Source organism: Streptomyces sp. HUAS TT11, assembly GCF_051553595.1.
Lineage (GTDB): Bacteria > Actinomycetota > Actinomycetes > Streptomycetales > Streptomycetaceae > Streptomyces.
Genome location: NZ_CP196184.1, coordinates 2,757,913 through 2,774,224 on the forward strand (window position 1 = coordinate 2,757,913; position 16,312 = coordinate 2,774,224).

At 72.0% G+C, this 16,312-nt stretch carries 12 protein-coding genes; 3 read left to right on the forward strand and 9 right to left on the reverse strand.

From position 1 onward, the window contains the following. Positions 1–53 precede the first annotated feature (53 nt). From ACSHXN_RS12370 to ACSHXN_RS12380, 3 genes are all read left to right on the forward strand, one after another. Positions 54–5,006: an ATP-dependent helicase gene (locus ACSHXN_RS12370; protein WP_356296872.1), complete on the forward strand. Its 4,953-nt coding sequence runs from the start codon at positions 54–56 to the stop codon at positions 5,004–5,006. 86 nt (positions 5,007–5,092) lie between these two features. Then, complete coding sequence (locus tag ACSHXN_RS12375) at positions 5,093–5,941, forward strand: DNA-formamidopyrimidine glycosylase family protein (RefSeq protein ID WP_355129722.1); 849 nt, start codon at positions 5,093–5,095, stop codon at positions 5,939–5,941. 33 nt (positions 5,942–5,974) lie between these two features. Beyond that, positions 5,975–6,736 carry an SDR family NAD(P)-dependent oxidoreductase gene (locus tag ACSHXN_RS12380; protein WP_355129724.1) on the forward strand — a complete coding sequence of 254 codons (762 nt, stop codon included), beginning with the start codon at positions 5,975–5,977 and terminating at the stop codon, positions 6,734–6,736. A gap of 107 nt (positions 6,737–6,843) precedes the next feature. Here ACSHXN_RS12380 and ACSHXN_RS12385 read toward each other — a convergent pair whose 3' ends face one another. From ACSHXN_RS12385 to ACSHXN_RS12425, 9 genes are all read right to left on the reverse strand, one after another. Continuing rightward, positions 6,844–7,107: a hypothetical protein gene (locus tag ACSHXN_RS12385; protein ID WP_355129726.1), complete on the reverse strand. Its 264-nt coding sequence runs from the start codon at positions 7,105–7,107 to the stop codon at positions 6,844–6,846. A gap of 190 nt (positions 7,108–7,297) precedes the next feature. After that, positions 7,298–7,768 (reverse strand): Dps family protein, encoded by a 471-nt coding sequence (locus ACSHXN_RS12390; protein ID WP_355129727.1) that lies wholly within the window; start codon positions 7,766–7,768, stop codon positions 7,298–7,300. A gap of 274 nt (positions 7,769–8,042) precedes the next feature. Continuing rightward, the gene (locus tag ACSHXN_RS12395; RefSeq protein WP_355129729.1) at positions 8,043–8,420 is read right to left on the reverse strand and encodes a helix-turn-helix domain-containing protein; all 378 of its coding nucleotides are present in this window, start codon (positions 8,418–8,420) and stop codon (positions 8,043–8,045) included. A gap of 109 nt (positions 8,421–8,529) precedes the next feature. Continuing rightward, positions 8,530–9,075, reverse strand: a complete 546-nt coding sequence (locus ACSHXN_RS12400) for a CinA family protein (RefSeq protein WP_355129731.1) — start codon at positions 9,073–9,075, stop codon at positions 8,530–8,532. Further along, positions 9,072–9,872 (reverse strand): CDP-diacylglycerol--glycerol-3-phosphate 3-phosphatidyltransferase, encoded by an 801-nt coding sequence (gene pgsA / locus ACSHXN_RS12405; protein ID WP_355801857.1) that lies wholly within the window; start codon positions 9,870–9,872, stop codon positions 9,072–9,074. Before pgsA ends, ACSHXN_RS12400 begins: the two co-directional genes overlap by 4 nt. Beyond that, a complete protein-coding gene (rimO, locus tag ACSHXN_RS12410; protein ID WP_355129735.1) occupies positions 9,869–11,338 on the reverse strand; it encodes a 30S ribosomal protein S12 methylthiotransferase RimO in 1,470 nt (489 codons plus the stop codon). The genes pgsA and rimO overlap by 4 nt, the downstream gene beginning before the upstream one ends. A 125-nt stretch (positions 11,339–11,463) precedes the next feature. Next, positions 11,464–12,333, reverse strand: a complete 870-nt coding sequence (locus tag ACSHXN_RS12415; RefSeq protein WP_355129737.1) for a helix-turn-helix domain-containing protein — start codon at positions 12,331–12,333, stop codon at positions 11,464–11,466. A gap of 292 nt (positions 12,334–12,625) precedes the next feature. Continuing rightward, on the reverse strand, positions 12,626–15,325 hold the full coding sequence (locus ACSHXN_RS12420; RefSeq protein WP_355129739.1) for a DNA translocase FtsK: 2,700 nt from the start codon (positions 15,323–15,325) through the stop codon (positions 12,626–12,628). 170 nt (positions 15,326–15,495) lie between these two features. Further along, on the reverse strand, positions 15,496–16,179 hold the full coding sequence (locus ACSHXN_RS12425; protein WP_355129740.1) for a response regulator: 684 nt from the start codon (positions 16,177–16,179) through the stop codon (positions 15,496–15,498). Between the last annotated feature and the right edge of the window lie 133 nt (positions 16,180–16,312).

A 16,312-nucleotide genomic window follows, 5' to 3' on the forward strand; every position in this document is an offset into this window, starting at 1 on the left:
CGACGTTTGCGCAGGTCGGAGTAGTTGTCAGCGGACGGGTGCAGGATGGACGCATGCCCAGTCCCGCGCATCCGGCCCTCGACGGCTTCTCCCCCGCGACCCGCGCCTGGTTCACGGGGGCGTTCTCCGCGCCCACCGCGGCCCAGGCCGGGGCGTGGCGCGCCATCGGCGAGGGTTCGGACGTGCTGGTGGTCGCCCCGACCGGCTCCGGCAAGACGCTGGCCGCGTTCCTCGCCGCGCTCGACCAGCTGGCGTCCACGCCGCCGCCCGCCGACCCCAGGAAGCGCTGCCGCGTGCTGTACGTGTCCCCGCTGAAGGCCCTCGCGGTCGACGTGGAGCGGAATCTGCGCAGTCCGCTCACGGGGATCCGCCAGGAGTCGGTGCGGCTCGGCCTGCCCGAGCCGGAGGTGAAGGTGGGGATCCGCTCGGGCGACACCCCGGCCGCCGACCGCCGGGCGCTGGCCACACGCCCGCCGGACATCCTGATCACCACCCCCGAGTCGCTCTTCCTGATGCTGACGTCCGCCGCACGCGACGCGCTGACCGGCGTGGAGACGGTGATTCTGGACGAGGTGCACGCCGTGGCGGGCACCAAGCGCGGTGCGCATCTGGCGCTCTCGCTGGAGCGGCTCGACGAGCTGCTGCCCCGGCCCGCCCGCCGCATCGGCCTGTCCGCCACCGTGCGCCCGGTGGACGAGGTGGCCCGTTTCCTCTCCCCCCGCCGCAGAGTGGAGATCGTCCAGCCCGCGTCCGGCAAGGAGTTCGACCTGTCGGTCGTCGTTCCCGTCGAGGACCTGGGCGAGCTGGGCGGCTCCCCCGTCAGCGACGGCGGCGAGGGCAAGGAGCGCCCCTCCATCTGGCCGCACGTCGAGGAACGGATCGCGGACCTCGTCCAGGCCCATCGCTCCACGATCGTGTTCGCCAACTCCCGCCGTCTCGCCGAGCGGCTGTGCAACAGGCTCAACGAGATCGCGTACGAGAGGGCGACCGGGGAGACGCTGGAGGAGCACCACGCGCCCGCGCAGCTGATGGGCGGCTCGGGTGCGGCCCAGGGCGCGCCCCCGGTGCTCGCGCGCGCCCACCACGGCTCGGTCTCCAAGGAGCAGCGGGCCCTCGTCGAGGAGGACCTGAAGGCGGGCCGGCTGCCCGCCGTCGTCGCCACCTCCAGCCTCGAGCTGGGCATCGACATGGGTGCGGTGGATCTGGTCGTCCAGGTCGAGTCACCGCCGTCGGTGGCCTCCGGTCTGCAGCGCGTGGGCCGCGCGGGACACCAGGTCGGCGCCGTGTCCACCGGCGTGGTCTTCCCCAAGTACCGCGGCGACCTCGTCCAGGCCGCCGTGGTGACCGAGCGGATGCGGTCCGGCTCCATCGAGTCGCTGAGGGTCCCGGCGAACCCGCTGGACGTGCTCGCGCAGCAGCTCGTCGCCATGACCTCCCTCGACACCTGGCAGTTCGACGACCTCCTTGCGACGGTCCGGCGGGCGGCCCCCTTCGCCTCGCTGCCCGAGTCGGCGTTCACGGCGGTGCTGGACATGCTCGCGGGCCGCTATCCCTCCGACGCCTTCGCGGAGCTGCGGCCGCGGGTGGTGTGGGACCGGGTCGCCGGCACGATCACCGGCCGCCCCGGCGCCCAGCGCCTCGCCGTCACCTCGGGCGGCACGATCCCGGACCGCGGCCTCTTCGGGGTCTTCCTGGCCGGGGCCGACCCGAAGAAGGGCGGCGGACGGGTCGGCGAGCTGGACGAGGAGATGGTGTACGAGTCCCGGGTCGGGGACGTGTTCACGCTGGGCACCAGCTCCTGGCGGATCGAGGACATCACCCGCGACCGGGTCCTCGTCTCCCCCGCTCCCGGTGTCCCCGGCCGGCTGCCGTTCTGGAAGGGCGACCAGCTCGGCCGGCCGCTGGAGCTGGGCCGAGCGGTGGGCGCGTTTCTGCGCGAGGTGGGCTCGCTGCCGAAGGAGGACGCGCGGCTGCGGCTGGTGTCCGCGGGCCTCGACGCCTGGGCCGCGGACAATGTGCTGGGCTACCTGGACGAGCAGCGCGAGGCCTGCGGCCACATCCCGGACGACCGCACGATCGTCGTCGAGCGGTTCCGTGACGAGCTGGGCGACTGGCGGGTCGTGGTGCACTCGCCGTTCGGCGCCCAGGTCCACGCGCCCTGGGCGCTCGCGCTGGGTGCCCGGCTCTCCGAGCGCTACGGCATGGACGCCCAGGTCATGCACGCCGACGACGGCATCGTGCTGCGTCTGCCGGACGCCGATCTGATGGGCCTGGACCTGCTCGACCAGCAGCCGATGAAGGCCGGCACGGAGTACGACGCCGAGCAGGCCCCCGTCGGGGCGGCGGACGTGGCCTTCGACAAGGGCGAGGTCGACCAGGTCGTCACCGACCAGGTGGGCGGCTCGGCGCTGTTCGCCTCCCGGTTCCGGGAGTGCGCGGCCCGCGCGCTGCTGCTGCCCCGCCGCAACCCGGGCCGGCGCACGCCGCTGTGGCAGCAGCGCCAGCGCGCGGCCCAACTGCTTCAGGTGGCGAGCGAGTTCGGTTCGTTCCCGATCGTCCTGGAAGCGGTCCGCGAATGCCTCCAGGACGTCTTCGACGTGCCGGGGCTGGTCGAGCTGATGGGCGACATCGAGTCCCGCAAGGTGCGGCTCGTCGAGGTCACCACCCCCGAACCGTCCCCGTTCGCCCGCTCACTGCTGTTCGGATACGTCGCACAGTTCCTCTACGAGGGGGACTCCCCGCTCGCCGAGCGCCGGGCCGCCGCGCTGTCGCTGGACTCCCGGCTGCTGGCCGAGCTGCTGGGCCAGGCGGAGCTGCGCGAGCTGCTCGACGCGGAGGTGCTGACCGAGCTGGAGCGCGAGCTGCAGTGGCTCACCGAGGACCGGCGCGTCAAGGACGTCGAGTCGGTGGCGGACGTGCTGCGGCTGCTGGGCCCGCTCACCGGGGCGGAGCTGGTGGAGCGCGGCGCCGACGCGCACTGGGCCGAGGATCTGGCCGCCGCCCGCCGTGCCATCAGGGTCCGGATCGCCGGCGCCGATCACTGGGCGGCCGTCGAGGACGCGGGCAGGTTGCGCGACGCTCTGGGCACGGCGCTGCCGGTGGGAGTCCCGGAAGCCTTCACGGAGCCGGTCAAGGATCCCCTCGGTGACCTCCTCGCGCGCTATGCCCGCACCCACGGGCCCTTCACCTCGGCCACGGCTGCCACGCGGTTCGGCCTCGGGGTGGCCGTGACCGAGGGCGCACTGCAGCGGCTGGCGGCGTCCGGGCGGATCGTCCAGGGAGAGTTCCACCCGGCGGGGATCGGCCAGGAGTGGTGCGACGCGACGGTGCTGCGCAGACTGCGGCGCCGCTCCCTGGCTGCGTTGCGGCACGAGTTGGAGCCCGTGTCCCCGGCCGCGCTCGCGCAGTTCCTGCCGCAGTGGCAGCACATGGGCAGCGGACACGGGCTGCGCGGCGTCGACGGACTGGTGCGCGCGATCGAACAGGTGCAGGGCGCATCCGTTCCCGCGTCCGCCCTGGAGAAGATCGTCCTGCCGTCCCGGGTCGCGAACTACACGCCCGCGATGCTGGACGAGCTCACGGCCGCCGGCGAGGTGGTGTGGGCAGGCGCGGGCGCACTGCCCGGCAAGGACGGCTGGGTCTCGCTGTATCTGGCGGATGCCGCGCCCCTGCTGCTGCCGCCCCCGCACCCTCTGGAGCTGACGGCGCTCCACCAGTCGGTCCTCGATGCCCTCTCCGGCGGTTACGGCCTGTTCTTCCGTCAGATCGCCGACCAGGTCCGCGCCACGACGCACCCGGACGCCACGGATCCTCAACTGGCCGACGTGATCTGGGACCTGGCCTGGTCGGGACGGCTCACGAACGACACGCTCGCGCCGATGCGCTCGTTGCTCGGCTCGGGCCGCACCGCGGGCTCCACGGCCCACCGCGCCAAGCGCACGGTGCCACGCGGACGGTACGGCTCGCTGACGGCCGCCGCCCGACCCCAGTCCCGCACCGGCCCTCCGACCGTGGCGGGCCGCTGGTCGCTACTGCCCGCCCGCGAGGCGGACGCCACCGTCCGTGCCCACGCCCTGGCCCGGACGTTGCTGGACCGGCACGGCGTGGTGACCCGCGGCGCGGTGGCGGCGGAGGGCGTGGAGGGCGGCTTCTCGGCCGTGTACCGCGTCCTGTCCGCCTTCGAGGAGAGCGGTCAGGCCCGGCGCGGTTATGTGGTCGAGGGGCTCGGTGCGGCGCAGTTCGCGATGGACGGCGCGGTGGACCGGCTGCGCGCCGTGGCGAACGCACGCGAGCGGGGTGAGCCGTTGCCCGGCGCTCCCGGGGCGTCCCCCGCCGTGGACGGCTTCGCCGACGGCTTCCCCGGGACGACCGCGCATCCGTACGGCTTCGATCCCGCCGGTGCTCCGGATCCCGACGGCCCCGGCACGGACGGCCTGGACGACCCGTTCGGCGATGTCTTCGACCCGGACGCGATCGGCCGGGACCCGTTGTCCGCCCCGGGCTTCGGCGGCCCCCGCTCGGGCTCCGGGCCCTCGGCCGCGGGCCCCGGCCCTCACGCTCCCTACGCGCCCTACGGGCCGGGTCTTCCGCCGCAGCGCGGCCGCCCCACGGCCCGGGCCCGGACCGTGGTCCTGGCGGCCGCCGACCCGGCGAACGCCTACGGAGCGGCACTGTCGTGGCCGGAGCCACCGGACGGCGCGGGACACAAGCCGGGGCGCAAGGCGGGTTCCCTGGTGGTGCTCGTCGACGGTGAGCTGGCGCTGTACATGGAGCGGGGCGGCAAGACCCTCCTGGTGTGGCCGTCCGAGCCGGAGGCCAAGGCGACGGAGGACCCCCGCGTGCGCGCCGCCGCCGAGGCCCTGGGCGCGGCAGCGAAGGCGGGCTCGCTCGGCACGGTCACGGTGGAACGCGTCAACGGTGCCGCCGCCCTTTCGTCCCCGTTCGGTGTGGTGCTGGAGGGAGTCGGCTTCATCGCGACGCCGAGAGGACTGCGGATCCGGGCGTGAGGCGTCGGCGCGGAGGCCGCGGCAGAGCGACGGGGGACCGCCCGGGCACCCTCCGCCCCATGTCCCCGGCGTGTCACCCTTGACCCATGCCCGAAGGCGACACCGTCCACCAAGCCGCGAAGCGTCTGCACGGTGCGCTCGCGGGAAAGGTGCTGACCCGTTCCGACCTCCGCGTGCCCAGATACGCCACCGCCGACCTGACCGGCCGTACCGTCCTGGACGTCACCGCACGCGGCAAGCACCTCCTGACCCGGGTCGAGGGCGGCCTCACACTGCACTCGCATCTGAGGATGGACGGCACGTGGAAGGTGTACGCACCCGGGCAGCGCTGGAGCGGCGGCCCCGCCCATCAGATCCGGGCGATCCTCGGCACCGGCGACCGCACGGCCGTCGGCTACCGGCTGCCCGTCCTCGAACTGCTGCGCACCGCGGACGAGCACCGCGCGGTGGGCCATCTGGGTCCCGATCTCCTCGGCCCCGACTGGGACCCCGAGAGGGCGCTGGAGAACCTGCTGGGCGACCCCGCTCGCCCGCTCGGTGAGGCCCTGCTCGACCAGCGCAACCTGGCCGGGATCGGCAATGTCTACAAGAGCGAGCTGTGCTTCCTGCTCCGGGTGACCCCGTGGCTCGCCGTCGGTGATCTCCCGGCCGAGTACGCGTCCCGCCTCCCCGATCTCGCCAAGCGGCTTCTGGAGGCCAACCGCGACCGCCCCGCACGCAACACCACGGGGCGGCGCGAGCAGAACCTCTTCGTGTACGGCCGCGCCCCCCGCCCCTGCGCCCGCTGCGGCACTCCGGTCCGGGTGGCCGACCAGGGCGACGGCTCCCGCGACCGTCCCACCTACTGGTGTCCGGTCTGCCAGCGCGGCCCGGCTCCGTCCCTGTCGCACGGACCTGCCGGCCGTCACAGCACCCCGCCCCACACAACTAATTGACGACCCGTCAGAAATGCTCGTACCGTCGCTGTCATGCCCGTCACGGCGTACGACCTCAGCGAACGCACCGCATTCGTCACCGGCGCCGCCGGCGGCATCGGCCGCGCCTCGGCCGTGCTGCTGGCGGAGGCGGGCGCCACCGTGCACTGTGCGGACCGGGACGCACCGGGCCTGCACGAGACCGCGACCCTGATCAAGGACCGAGGGGGCGCGGCGCACACCCACCACCTCGACGTGACCGACCGTGCGCACCTGAGGCGCGCGGTCGCATCCTGCGAGCGCCTCGACACCATGGCGGCCGTCGCCGGCATCATGCACAGCAGTCCCGTGCTGGAGACGCGGGACGAGGACCTCGACCGGGTCCTGGCCGTCAACTTCAAGGGAGTGCTGCACGCCTGCCAGGAGGCCGCACTCCGCATGATCGCGGACGGCACCCGCGGCAGCATCGTCACGATGGCATCGAGCGCCGTCGACACCGGCGGTCCCGGGCTGCTCTGCTACGGCGTGGCGAAGGCCGCCGTGGTGCAGATGACCAAGACGCTCGCGGCCGAGGTCGGGCGGCACGGCATCCGGGTCAACGCGGTGGCGCCCGGGTGGATCCGTACGCCGATGACCGCCCGTCACAGGGACGGACGGGCGCAGACGGAGGCGTTCATGACGCGCCTGTCGCCCCTCGGCCGGGTCGGGGAACCGGAGGACGTCGCCCACGCGGTCCTGTATCTGGCCTCCGACGCCGCATCGTTCACCACGGGCCAGATCCTAAGACCGAACGGCGGCGTCGCGATGCCCTGGTGACCCCCGCGTGGGCGGTGCGGCGCGGCCGGGTCGGCAGCCGACCCCTCCGGGGGTCCCCTGAACACCCCCGGGCACGATCCCACCGGTCCCGTCCGCGCCCCACCCTCTCAGCGGGACTGCGCACCCCTCCCGCGCCCCCGTGCGGTACGCCACCGACGCCAGGACCGTGCCCACTGGTCCGACCCGGCCGCCCCCTCGGCCCGGGACTTCGGCACACAGTGCACCGGCAGCAGGCTCAGTCCCCATCCCCCGGTCGCGACCGCCCCCTCCAGCACCCCCGCATCGGGTGCCAGCACGAGTCGGAGCACTCCCCACCACCACAGCGCGCCCAACGCCAGCGCAGCCCCCCAGCGCGCCGTGGGCCTCGCCATGGCCGTCACCTCCAACCCGAGGAACCAGACCTTAGACCGGCCTGTCTCGGCTGAGGAGGGCGCACCAGCGGCACACAGGCGCACCGGCACCAGCGCATGCCCCCGGCGTCTTCCGCACGGGGCGCACCCCGCGCACGCTCTCCCCCACCACCGGCCCCACCGGTGTGCGGAGCACCACGGTGCCCCGCGTTCACCCGTTCTCCGCCTGGAACATCCAGTGGTGCTTCTCGAGGTCCGCGGTGATCCCCAGGAGTATGTCCTGGCTCACCGGGTCCGCCTCGGCGGTGGCGACCACCCGCTCGCGCATGGCTCCGATCACCGCCCCGAGGGCGGCCACCAGCGTGCCCACCGCGTCCGTGTCCTTGACCCAGCCCTGGGGCACAGAGCCGATGCCACTTCCCTGGGCGACCGTCGGGGCCCGCCCGTCGGGCGGGACCCCCAGGGCCGAGGACCGTTCCGCGACCGTGTCGGAGTGCCGGCGTGCGCTGTCCACGACCTCGTCGAGTTGCAGGTGGATGGAGCGGAAGCGCGGTCCGATCACGTTCCAGTGCACCTGCTTCGCCACGAGGGAGAGGTCGACCAGGTCGACCAGGGCTCCCTGCAGCGCCTCCGAGACGATTTTGAGGTCCGTGTCGGACAGCGGGCTCTTCACGACGTACATCGGCATCCTCCGCATGCGTTCGTGTGACCCCGAGCCCCCGCCCTTCCACCATGGCCGCACCGTCCGGGCGCGGCAAACGGGGCCGGATGGCGCAGGGCCCTCACACGGGCGGCCGATGCACGGAACCGTCACGCGCGCCCCTCGCCGGAGGAACGCGCCGGGCGACGGCGCCCGAACGCGCGAGAGCCCCGGCCCGGCTTCTCCGGTCGCCCGGAGAAGCCCTGACCAGGGCTCTTTCACACGTTGCCGCCTCACCCACCCACGCGAGTGAGTATCAGGCGGCGACCACGTCCACTGCCTCGGCAGGTGCCTTGATCGTGACCCGTTCCGGTGGGACACCGGTGACGGACACCGAGTTGAGCATGGGACGACGTACCGGTGCGGGCACCGGTTCGGGTGCCGCTGCCGACTGTGCCAGCTCGGCGAGCGCGAGCTCGTCGCTCACTTCCCGCATGAGCTCGGACATCCGTACGTCCAGCGCGTCGCAGATCGCGGAGAGCAGCTCGGAGGACGCCTCCTTCTGCCCCCGCTCCACCTCGGAGAGATAGCCGAGCGAAACTCGGGCGGACGAGGAGACTTCGCGCAGAGTACGGCCCTGGCGCTGGCGCTGCCGACGCAGCACGTCACCCAGCAGGCGACGGAGCAGAATCATCGGTGGCTCCCTCCTCGGACCGCGAAACCGCATCCTTCACGCCCCACCGTACCGCCTCGCGCCGCGGCCGTGCGGGGAGCGCTGTTGTGTTCACTCAGGGCTGCAAACATCAAGTCCCCCCGTTCTGTTCCGTATCCTGTGCCCGCTCATTCCCAGTCTGTTCGCCCGCAAGCTCCCTGAGGAGCAGTGCGAGCACGCTCCGTACACTCTCCATACGGATTTCCGCACGGTCGCCGTTCAACCGCAGCGAGACCACTTTGCCGCCACCGAGTTCGTCGGAAACCTCTTCGAGAGGCCCGTGCACCGCCACGAAGACCGTGCCGACCGGCTGCCCGTCCTGGGGGTCGGGCCCGGCCACACCGGTCGTCGCAATCCCCCAGTCGGCACCGAGCACCTTGCGCACACCGGCCGCCATCTGCGCCGCGACCTGCGGATCCACCGCACCGCGTGCCTCCAGAAGGGTGGCGTCGACCCCGAGGACGTCCCGCTTCAGATCCGTGGCATAGGCGGTCACGGAACCCCGGAGGGCGCGGGAGGCCCCGGCCACCGCCGTGATCTCCGCGGCCACCAGGCCACCGGTCAGCGACTCGGCGACGGCGAGCGTCTCGCCTCTCACTGTCAGTAGTCGCACGATCTCGGCGGCCGGGTGGTTCACCCCTGGGCCTCCTCGGGCGCCGCCCGTCGCTCGGCGATCCCGCGCCTGCGCAGGACGATGGCCTGTCTCACATAGTCGAGTCCGGTGACGACGGTCAGGACGACCGCGGCGGCCATCACCCAGTACCGCAGCGTGGCGAGCCACCCTGTGAGCGCCAGCACATACATGCCGACGGCCACTCCCTGCGTGAGCGTCTTCAGCTTGCCGCCGCGGCTCGCGGGGATGACTCCGTAGCGGATCACGAGGAAGCGGAGCAGTGTGATGCCGAGCTCACGCCCCAGGATCACCACCGTCACCCACCACGGCAGGTCCCCGAGCCCGGACAGGCAGATCAGCGCCGCACCCATGATCGCCTTGTCGGCGATCGGGTCGGCGATCTTCCCGAAGTCCGTGACGAGGTTGTACGTGCGGGCCAGATGCCCGTCGAAGAGGTCGGTGATCATGGCGATCGCGAAGGCCGCCCAGGCGAGCGAGCGCCAGGCCGGGTCGTAACCGCCGTCCGCCAGCATCAGCGCGACGAAACCCGGCACGAGGAGCAGCCGGAGCATCGTCAGCAGATTGGCGACGTTCCAGACGCTGGCCTGGTTGACCGCCGCGGCCGTCAGCTTGCCGCCCCGCGCCTGGCGTGCGCCCTCCTGGTCGCCGGAGGTGTCCGCGTCGGTCCTGGGCGCCTGGTGGCCGGACGCGCCTTTGGCCGCCCTTGCGCCGGTCAGGCCGGGCGGTCCCGAGCCTCCCGGCCCGGATGCTCCACGCGCGGCAGAGGAGCCGCCCGCCGCGGATGCCGGGATCCCCGTCATCTGCCCGCCTCCTCAGGACCGAGCGAACCCGCGAGCGGCTCGGCCACCAGATCGACACCCTCCGTACCGACCACCTTCGCCTCGACCATACGGCCGACCCGGAGGCCCTCGCGCCCGGTGAACAGCACCTGGCCGTCCGTCTCGGGCGCCTGGTGCGCGGCGCGGCCGTAGGCGCCGTCCTCGTCGTCCACGGACTCGACAAGCACGTGCACGGTCTCACCGACGCGCTCCTCGGCGCGCTGGGACACCAGTTCCTCGGCCAGCCGGGAGATGTGGGCCAGCCGCTCGGCCACGACGTCCTCGTCGAGCTTGTTGTCGTAGGTCGCGGCCTCGGTGCCCTCCTCGTCGGAGTAGCCGAAGACGCCGATGGCGTCCAGCCGGGCACCGCTCAGGAAGCGCTCGAGTTCGGCGAAGTCGGCCTCGGACTCACCGGGGAAGCCCACGATGAAGTTGGACCGCACGCCCGCCTCGGGGGCCTTGCTCCTGATGGTGTGCAGCAGCTCGAGGAAGCGGTCGGTGTCGCCGAAGCGGCGCATGGCGCGCAGTACGTCGGGCGCCGAGTGCTGGAAGGACAGGTCGAAGTAGGGCGCGACCTTCGGGGTCGAGGTCAGCACATCGATGAGGCCGGGCCGCATCTCCGCCGGCTGGAGGTAGCTGACGCGGACACGCTCGATGCCGTCCACGTCCGCGAGCTCGGGCAGCAGGGACTCCAGGAGACGGATGTCACCCAGGTCCTTGCCGTAGGAGGTGTTGTTCTCGGAGACCAGCATGATCTCCTTCACGCCCTGCTCGGCCAGCCAGCGCGTTTCGTTCAGCACGTCACTCGGGCGGCGTGAGATGAAGGAGCCGCGGAAGGACGGGATGGCGCAGAAGGAGCAGCGCCGGTCGCAGCCGGAGGCGAGCTTCACCGAGGCGACCGGGGAGCCGTCCAGACGGCGGCGCAGGGGCGCACGGGGGCCCGAGGCCGGGGCGAGGCCTTCGGGGAGGTCCACGGGCCCGTGACCGGGCAGCGCGACCGCCGCGGCGGAATCCTGGCGCTCGGCCGGGCTGATCGGCAGCAGCTTGCGCCGGTCGCGGGGGGTGTGGGACGCGTGGATGCCGCCGTTCAGGATGGTCTGGAGGCGGTCGGAGATGTCCGCGTAGTCGTCGAAGCCGAGGACGCCGTCGGCCTCCGGGAGGGCCTCGGCGAGTTCCTTGCCGTACCGCTCGGCCATGCAGCCGACCGCCACGACGGCCTGCGTTCTCCCATGGCCCTTGAGGTCGTTGGCCTCCAGCAGGGCGTCCACGGAGTCCTTCTTCGCGGCTTCGACGAAGCCGCAGGTGTTCACGACCGCGACGTCGGCGGCCCCGGCGTCCTCCACGAGCTGCCAGCCGTCCGCCTCCAAACGGCCTGCGAGCTCCTCCGAGTCCACCTCGTTACGGGCGCAGCCAAGGGTGACAAGTGCGACGGTACGGCGTTCAGGCATGGGCTCAAGACTACTTCGTCCCGCTGACGGCCCACGTCGACGGGGTTGGCCGATCTTGGCCAACCCCGTGTGTTCCTGTCCGTTCGGTACCGCTCGGGCACCTCACAGGTGCCCGAGCGGGTCCGTCAGCCCGAGACGGGGTCGCCCTGCGTATAGGTCAGACGCTCGACCTGACCGGGCTCGAAGTCGTCCTGGATCTTCTTGCCGTTGACGTACAGCTCTATGGCCCCCGCGTCGCCGAGGACCAGGTCGATCTTCTCCTTGTCCTGGAAGGTCTGCGAGTCGCCCTTCTCCAGCAGCCCGTCGAACATCGTCCGGCCGTTGTGGTCCTTGGCGGAGATCCAGCTGCGACCGTCGGTGGCGCTCACCTGGACGGTCACCTTGTCGCGCGGTGCGGCCGCGATGGCACTGTCGGACGGTTCGGGCTTCTGCTCGGCCGGCTTGCTGGTCTTGGCCGTGGGCGAGGCGGACTTGCTGGTCGACGGCTTGGAGCCCTCGGCGACCTGCGTCTTGCCGCCGTCCCCGCCGTCGGAGCCCTTGACCACGGTGAAACCGACGAAGCCGATCACGGCGACGATCGCCGCGACCATGGCAGCGGTCCAGTTGGGCCCGCGCCGCTCGGGGCGGATGCGCTCCGCCTCGAAGAGCGGGGTGGCCGGGGTGGGAGTGCGACGTTCACCGTGCTCGGCGGCGAACTGCTCCAGCAGCGGTGCCGGGTCGAGATGCACCGCCTGCGCGAGCGTGCGAATGTGCCCCCTGGCGTACACCGCGCCGCCGCAGGGGGCGAAGTTGTCCTGTTCGATCGCCTGCACGATGGGGGCACGGACACGGGTGGCATTGCTGATGTCGTCGACGGTCAGCCCGGCCGCGATACGCGCCTGCTGCAGGGCTCGGCCGATCGAGATGTGCTCCGACGCCGTGGCGTCGTCGCGATCGATTTCGAACGGACGCTCGTCCTCGGGGGAGTTGCCGTCAGGGGAGTTGCCGATGGACACGGGGGCGCCTTTCGAGCGTTGAGCCACCTGTGCTGGAAGTTCAGTCTAGGGGGGTAACGAAAGGGTGGGGCAACCGGGCGGTATGACTTTGTACGCCATCAGAATGGCCGGTCATCCTGATGGTGGGACATGTACCTGTCCCCTCCCTCAACTTGACGTACGCGGGCGGGAAACGGTTGCTCACGGATCACTTACGAGTCGGTCACGGTCGGGCTTCCGGGCGCGTCGCCCGGCGCGGGCGGACGCACCCGATCGGCCCACTCGTACCGCCGACCGGAACCGCACACATCCCTCAGGAAGGAGACTCCCCACGGATCAGGGCGAGCACTCCGTCCAGTTCGTCAGGTTTCACAAGAACGTCACGCGCCTTGGAACCCTCGCTGGGACCGACGATGTTCCGCGACTCCATGAGGTCCATCAGCCGCCCCGCCTTGGCGAAGCCCACGCGCAGCTTGCGCTGGAGCATCGAGGTCGAGCCGAACTGGGTGGAGACGACCAGTTCCGCCGCCTGGCACAGCAGGTCGAGGTCGTCGCCGATGTCCTCGTCGATCTCCTTCTTCTGCTTCGTGCCGACCGTGACGTCCTCCCGGAAGACGGGCGCCATCTGGTCCTTGCAGTGCTGGACGACCGCCGCTACCTCGTCCTCGGTCACGAACGCGCCCTGCATACGGGTCGGCTTGTTCGCCCCCATCGGCAGGAAGAGACCGTCGCCCTTGCCGATCAGCTTCTCGGCGCCGGGCTGGTCGAGGATGACCCGCGAGTCGGCGAGGGAGGAGGTGGCGAAGGCGAGCCGGGAGGGCACGTTCGCCTTGATCAGACCGGTCACGACGTCCACGGACGGCCGCTGGGTGGCGAGCACGAGGTGGATGCCGGCCGCCCGGGCGAGCTGGGTGATCCGCACGATCGCGTCCTCGACGTCGCGCGGCGCGACCATCATCAGGTCGGCCAGCTCGTCGACGATGACCAGCAGATACGGATAGGGCTGAAGTTCGCGTTCACTGCCCTCGGGCGCCTTGACCTTGCCGTCCCGGATGGCCGCGTTGAAGTCGTCGATGTGCCGGAAGCCGAACGCCGCGAGGTCGTCGTAGCGCAGGTCCATCTCGCGCACCACCCACTGGAGCGCCTCCGCGGCCCGCTTGGGGTTGGTGATGATCGGTGTGATCAGGTGCGGAATGCCCTCGTAGGCGGTCAGCTCGACCCGCTTGGGGTCGACCAGGACCATGCGTACGTCCTCCGGGGTGGCCCGCATCATGATCGAGGTGATCAGGCAGTTGATGCAGGAGGACTTGCCGGAACCGGTGGCACCGGCGACCAGCACGTGCGGCATCTTCGCGATGTTGGCCATCACGTAGCCGCCCTCGACGTCCTTGCCGAGCGCGACCAGCATCGGGTGGTCGTCCTCGGCGGCCGCCGCGAGGCGCAGCACATCGCCGAGATTGACCATCTCGCGGTCGGTGTTGGGGATCTCGATGCCCACCGCGGACTTGCCGGGGATCGGGCTGATGATCCGCACATCGGGGCTGGCGACGGCGTACGCGATGTTCTTGGCGAGCGCGGTGATCCGCTCGACCTTCACGGCGGGGCCCAGTTCGACCTCGTAGCGGGTGACCGTCGGGCCGCGGGTGAAGCCGGTGACGGCCGCGTCGACCTTGAACTCGGTGAAGACGTTCGTCAGCGAGGCGACGACGGCGTCGTTGGCGGCGCTGCGCGCCTTGCCGGGGCCGCCGCGCTCCAGGAGGTCCAGGGACGGCAGGGCGTAGGTGATGTCGCCGGAGAGCTGGAGCTGCTCGGCCCGCGGCGGGAGCCCGCGCGAATCCTCCGGCGCGGCCTTGGTCAGGTCCGGTACGGAGTCGGTCGGGAGCTTCTCCTGCTGGGGGCGCGCGGCGGGCACCGGCGTCGGCGTCGCCTCCGCCCGGTCGCCCACGCTCACGCCCTGGGTGAGGTCGGCGACGATCGGGGACGGCGGCATGCCGTGCAGGACGGCGCCGTCCAGGGCCGCGGCGGCCGCGGCGGCGACGTCGACGGCGTCCATCTCCCGGCCCATGGCCGGCTGCACCGAGGGGCGGCGGGGGCGGTTGCGGCGCTTGGAGAGCGCCTCCTGCTCGGCCCCGTCCGGGTCGTACGCCTCGGGGGCGGCGGATCCGTTGCGCCGTGAGCGCGGCAGCGCCTCGCGCCACTGTTCGTCGTAGCGCCGGTCGTCGTCTGCGACAGCGTCGTCCTGCGGGTCGTGCAGGATCCCGAGCTTCACGCCGAGCAGCCGCAGCCGCTGGGGGATGGCGGTCACCGGCGTGGCGGTGACGACGAGCAGACCGAAGAACGTGAGCAGGACGAGGATCGGTACGGCGAGGGCGTCCCCCATGGCGTACGACAGCGGGGTGGCCGCCCCCCAGCCGATGAGCCCGCCGGCGTCCCTTATCGCCTGCATGCCGTCGCTGCGCGCGGGCGCGCCGCACGCGATGTGCACCTGGCCGAGCACACCGATGACGAGGGCGGACAGGCCGATGACGATACGTCCGTTGGCCTCCGGACGTTCCGGATGCAGGATCAGCCGTACGGCCATACCGCCGAGCAGCAGCGGCACGAGCAGGTCGAGGCGGCCGAACGCGCCGGTCACCAGGATCTCCACGAGGTCGCCGACGGGACCGCGCAGGCTGGCCCAGGTCCCCGCGGCGACGACCATCGACAGGGCGAACAGCAGCAGCGCGAGGCCGTCCTTGCGGTGCGCAGGGTCGAGCCCCTTCGCGCCCCGCCCTATGCCGCGGAACGTGGCTCCCACGGCATGCGCGAGCCCCAGCCAGAGAGCGCGTACGAGTCGGTAGACCCCCGCGGTCGGGTTCGGCGCGGGCGCCGGGGCCGGCTTCTTGGCCGGTGCCTTGCGGGCGGGCGCCTTCTTCGCGACGGCCTTCTTCGCGGGGGCCTGCTTCGCCGGAGCCTTCCTCGGAGCGGCCGCCTTCTTGGCGGGCGACTTCTTGGCTGCGGGACGTGGGGCCATGAGTGTGAGGTTACCGGTGGAGGCGACAGGGGACACGCGTGCCCACTGCTTCACCCGTTCGTGTCGCTACGTGTGAGGCGTGAAACTGACGCGGGCTCAAAGGGCCGTCAAACACGGTCATCCGGGCCGCTCCGCGGGGAAAGCCCCGACCCGCGGAGCGGACCGGCTTGTCAGCTCTGGGACGGCACCGACGGCGCACCGCTGCCCGTGCCCGGCTCGAGGGCGTCCAGCGCCCTGCGAAGACCGGTGAGTTTGCGTTCGAGATGGGCTGCGGTCGCCACCGCCGCCGCGTCCGCCGCGTCGTCGTCGAGCTGCTTGGACAGCGCCTCGGCCTGCTCCTCGACCGCCGCGAGCCGTGCGGAGAGCTCGGCGAGGAGTCCGGCGGGCTCCTTGCTCTCGCCGACCGCGGACTTGCCGCCGCCCTCCAGCTGGAGGCGCAGCAGGGCCGCCTGCTCGCGCAGTTGGCAGTTCTTCATGTAGAGCTCGACGAACACCGAGACCTTGGCCCGCAGCACCCACGGATCGAACGGCTTGGAGATGTAGTCCACCGCTCCCGCCGCATACCCGCGGAAGGTGTGGTGCGGGCCGTGGTTGATGGCCGTCAGGAAGATGATCGGGATATCCCTGGTGCGCTCCCGGCGCTTGATGTGCGCTGCGGTCTCGAAACCGTCCATACCCGGCATCTGGACGTCCAGCAGAATGACCGCGAAGTCGTCCGTCAGCAGTGCCTTGAGCGCTTCCTCCCCGGACGATGCCCTGACCAGCGTCTGATCGAGCGCGGAGAGAATGGCCTCCAGCGCCAGCAGATTCTCCGGCCGGTCATCGACCAGGAGGATCTTGGCCTTCTGCACCATGGCCCGCCCTCCTCGCCCCGGCTTGGGGCCTCCCCTGTCCTCAGGACTCGGGGTGACGCCACCCGGCACCACCCCAGGGGACGACTCCCTTGCGCCGCCCGTCCTTGTGCCGGTCATCGTAGCCGCACCCCGC